This is a genomic window from Streptomyces sp. NPDC034037 (assembly GCF_055575715.1).
Window position 1 is genome coordinate 1 of record NZ_JBVISC010000020.1, and the last position, 4931, is coordinate 4931.

Here is a 4931-nt window from a genome sequence, read left to right on the forward strand (position 1 = left end):
CCCCACCCACGATCCCCCGGAAAACCAGACACCACATCCCCACCCGACACCACCACATCCCACAAACCCTCCGGCGACACCACCCCACCAGGAAAGCGACAAGCCATCCCCACAATCACCACCGGATCAGCCGAGGAATCCGTTTCCTTCGACGGCCTACGCGTATTCGTGCGGGCCGGTGCGATTGCCGGAGTGGTTTTGGCCGTCGGTTCTTCGGAAGGCGGGTCCGCGAGCAGAGAACCCAGGTATGTGCCGAGGGCGGCAGGTGTCGGGTGGTCGAACACCACGGTCGGCGGCAGTTTGAGGCCCGTCACCTCGCAGAGCCGGTTGCGCAGTTCGACGGCCAGCAGGGAATCGAAGCCGGCCTCCCGGAACGCGAGCGCGGCGTCGACGTCACCGCTTCCGCCCAGCACCTCCCCCGCGATCGACAGGACGAGTCGACGGCTCTGAGTCGTCCGCTCGCCCTCGGGGAGTTCGGCCAGCCGTCGTGACCACGGCGTCCCCGTCCGCCCGGCGGCGGCCGGCGCGGTGGCACCGGCATGGGCCTGTACGGCAGCCGAGGCCTGGACCGAAACCGTGGCCTGGACCGAAGCCGGAGTCTCGGCCGAAGCCGGGATCTCGACGGACGCCGGGTCGAGTGCCGCGGCGACCACGGTCGGCAGGCTCGGATCCAGGGCGCGGGCGGCGTCGTACATGCGCAGCCCGCGGGCCGCGTCGAGCGGCCGCAGCCCGGTGCGACGCCCGAGGCGTTCGACGTCGTGTGCCGTCAGCCGGCCCGCCATCCCGTCCGGCAGGTCCCACAGGCCCCACGCCAGCGAGCGGCCCGGGAGGCCGAGGTCGGCGCGGTGCCGGGCGAGGGCGTCGAGGAAGGTGTTGGCCAGGGTGTAGTTCCCCTGCCCCGCGGCTCCGAGCGTGCCGGTGGCGGAGGAGAAGAGGTCGAAGAAGGCGAGCGGGGCGGAGCGGGTCAGCTCGTGCAGGTGCCAGGCGGCATCGGCCTTCGGGCCGAGCACGTCGTCGAGCTGCTCCGAGGTCAGCGACCGGACGGTGGCGTCCCGGACGACGCCCGCGGCGTGGACGATCCCGGTCAGCGGGTGCTCGGCGGGCACGGAGTCGAGGACCGCGGCGAGCGCCTGGCGGTCACCGCAGTCGCAGCCGGCGATGCGCACCTGGGCGCCCATGCCGCGCAGCTCGCGCGCCAGGTCGTCGGCTCCCTCGGCGCGGGGGCCACTGCGGCTGGTCAGCAGCAGGTGCCGGACGCCGTGCCGGGCCACCAGGTGCCGGGCGATGCGGGCACCGAGCGCGCCGGTGCCGCCGGTCACCAGAACGGTGCCGTGCGGGGGCATCGGCGCGGGGACGGCCCCGGCGGCGCCCGGTGTCGCGGCCCGGCGGGGTACGGGAACCATGCGGGGAATCAGCAACATGCCGCCCCGGAGGGCGAGTTCGGGTTCCTCGCCGGCCGCTACAGCGGTCAGCACCTCACGCGCCGGACGGGCCTCATCGAGGATCCCGTCCAGGTCGAGGTCCTCGTCCAGGTCGAGGAGCACGAAGCGGCCCGGATGCTCCGACCGCGCCGTGCGGACCAGGCCCCACAGCGGCGCGTGGACCAGATCCACCGGCATCTCGGCGGGCCCCGCCCCCGCCCGTACCGCCCCTCGCGTCACGAAGACCAGCCGGGTGTCGGCGAACCGGCCATCGGCCAGCCAGTCCTGGAGCAGCTTCAGCGTCCGGTGCGCCGCGCGGCGAACGGCGTCGGGCACCCCCGCTTCCCCGTCCCCGGCGGGCGACGGAAGACAGGGCACCAGTACGGCGGCGGGCGCCGGGGCGCCGGCGTCGAGACGGGCGGCCGCCTCGGCCACGTCGGCGACGACGGTGAGCCCCGGACGCGGGACGGAACCGAGGACCCAGCACGCCTCGACGTCCAGGTCCGCGTCCGACGCGGCGCCGGCCGCCGAAGGGCCCCACGTCACGTGCAGGAGCGTGTCGTCGGCGGGACCGTCCGCAGCGGCCCGCAGCACCAGCGTGTCCACGGCGGCCATCGGCGTGCCGTACTGGTCCGCGATCCGCAGCGACACCGCGTCCGGGCCGACGGGCGATATCCGTACGCGCAGTTCCGTCGCGTCACCGCCGTACAGCCGTACGCCGCTCCACGCGAAGGGCAGCCGCACGCGGCCGTCGGCCGCGCCCTGCCACACGGTGGCGTGCAGCGCCGCGTCGAGGAGCGCCGGGTGCAGGCCATGGCCCGACGTGTCGGTGCCCTCGGGCAGCCGTACGTCGAGGTACACGTCCTCGCCGAGCCGCCAGGCGGCCCGCAGACCGCGGAAGGTGTCGCCGTACGCGTATCCGGCCTCGGCCAACTCCGCGTACAGGTTGGTTACTTCGACAGGCGTCGCGCCCGGCGGCGGCCAGGCGGCCGGGGCGGGGTCCGCGGGGACCCGGGGGGCGCGTGGCGCGAGGGTTCCGGAGGCGTGCCGGGTCCAGGCGCCGGCCCGGCCCTCCCCTGCGCCCCGCGCGGCCGCTCCCTGGGCGTGGCCGGGACGCGCGTACACGGTGAAAGGCCGCTCGCCCGCCTCGTCGACGGCGCCGACGACGAACTGGAGCTCGACCGTCTTGCCGTCGTCGGGGACCCGGACCGGTGCCTCCTGCGTCAGTTCGGTGACCGTCGCGGCACCGTCGAGTGCGGCGATGTGCGCGGCCAGTTCGACCAGCGCCGTGCCCGGCAGGATCGTGTGCCCGTCGATCCTGTGGTCGGCCAGCCAGGGGTGCGTGAGGGTGGACAGTGCGCCGGTGAACGCCTGCGCGTCGCGGTCCGCGAGCGTGACGGCGGTGTCGAGCAGCGCGTGCCCCCCGCTGTGCGCAGGGCGCGGCGGGTCGGCGTTCAGCCAGTACCGCTGCCGCTCGAACGGGTACGTCGGCAGGACGACCAGGGGGCGCCTCGGGATGACCGCCTGCCAGTCGACCGGCATGCCTCGCGTGTAGGCGGCGGCCAGCGCGCCCAGGAACCCGCCGGTGCCTTCCGTGCCGGGCTTCAGCGCGTCCACTACCGCCGTCGCCGGTCCGTCGGTCGCCTCCGTGTCGTCGGCGTCCCTGCCGGGGCGGGCCGTGCGGAGCCCAGAGGCGGCCGGCATCGCCAGGGGGGTTCGACGGCCACCGGCGGTCACGTGCCGCAGCGCCGCGTCGAGTGCGGTCGGCTCCGGTACGGCGTGCAACCAGTACTCGGTGGTCAACGCCTGCGGGCAGTCGAGCGGTTCGCCGGTCAGGGGCGAGCACAGGTCGATCTCCGTGCGGCGCGGGGTCACCGTGGCCACGGCCGCGCGCAGTTCCTCGCCGGAGCCCGCGCGCACGAAGGCCGCGCAGACGCGTGCCGCGTCGTCCAGTGTCAGTGCCCCGGCGACATGCGCGGCGACGATCTCTCCCACGCCTTGCCCCAGTACGGCGTCGGGCCGCACACCGCACCGCTCCCAGAGCCGCGCGAGGGCGATCCCCACGACGAACGCCACGGCCTGCGGGGGCTCGGCGGGGCCCAACTCGCGTACGTCACGGCCGAGATGCACGGCCAGAGCGGCAGCAGACTCGCCGACGTACTCGGCGAAGGCGGGGGCGGTGTCGAGCAACTGCCGTGCGGAGGAGGCGAGGTCGGGATGCTGGACGTCGACCCCACGTGCCGCCGCCCCTATTTCGGAGCCGCCTCCCGCTTCGGCTTCGGCGGTCGCGAGGTCGATTCCGGCACCGAAGACGAACACGGCCCGGCTGCGCCCGCTCGCGGTCCCGGTCAGCAGCAGGGGGTCCGGTCGACCGGCGGCCAGGGCGTCCAGCGCGGGCCGGTAGTCGCCGTCGGCCCCGGGCAGGACGGCAGCACGGTGGTCGAACCCGGACTGCACGCAGGCAGCGGTGTACGCCACGGCTGACGGCTCGGCAGGACCGTTGTGGCCGGCGGACTTCTGCGCACTGTCGGAGAGGAAGTCACGCAGACGGCGCGCCTGCGCCCGCAGGGCCGTCGGCGTCTTCGCGGACAACACCAGCGGCAACGCCAAGGCGTCTCCGGCCTCCCCGGCACTCCGGACCGGACCCCCAACGTGGTCCCGCCCACCGCCACCACCCCGGCCACCCGCATCCCGCATGTCGCCGGCCCCGGCACGACCGCCCACATCACCCCGGACACCGGCACCGCCCCGGCCACCCGCATCGTGCCGGTCGCCGCTAACGGCCCGGCCACCCGCAACATCGTTCCCCTCGCCGCCACCGACCCGCTCACCCGCATCACGCACGTCACCGGCCCCAGCACGGCCGCCCGCATGCTCCCGGACGCCGACACCGCCGCCCACATCGCTCCGGTCACCAGCACCGCCCCGGCCACCCGCATCGCGCTGGTCGCCGCTATCGGCCCGGCCGCCCACAGAGTTCCGGTCACCGCCATCGGCACCCGCCCGGCCGCCGACGTCCATCCGACCTCCCCCGCCGCCCTGGCCATCGACGCCGATACGGGCACCGGCTCGGCCTCCGCCTTCGAGGCCCACTGCACCAGCGCCAGCGCCAGCGGCGTCAACCGCATCGCCCGCCGCAGGCCGGGCACCGGCACCGGCGACGGCAGCAGCAGCGTGGCCCTGGCCCCTGATGGCGGCCCCGCCTACGGCACCAGCCCCGGACCCCTCGCCGATCTCACCCGGGGCGCCGGCCCCGTCCGCGACGCCCGCACTCGGAACGTGCCGCGCACCCCGCGCATCCCGCAGGATCGGTGCCGCGCACCTCGCCCCGTCCGCCGCCGTCTCGAACTCATCGACCTCAGGTGGTTCTTCGAGGATGACGTGCGCGTTGGTGCCCGAGATCCCGAACGAGGACACCCCCGCCCGACGCGGCCTGCCCTCCACCCCCTCCCACGGCACTTCCCGCGTCAACAACCGCACCGGACCCCACTCCACCCCACCCACCGGCTC

Annotated in this window: 1 protein-coding gene and 1 pseudogene; both read right to left on the reverse strand. The window is 75.2% G+C overall.

Features of this window, described 5'->3' with window-relative positions:
• A partial coding sequence (locus tag ACZ516_RS33825; RefSeq protein ID WP_469013613.1) for a type I polyketide synthase occupies window positions 1-4031 on the reverse strand: 4031 nt, incomplete at its 3' end.
• A gap of 738 nt (window positions 4032-4769) precedes the next feature.
• A pseudogene (locus ACZ516_RS33830) lies at window positions 4770-4931 on the reverse strand (ketoacyl-synthetase C-terminal extension domain-containing protein); the annotation flags it as partial.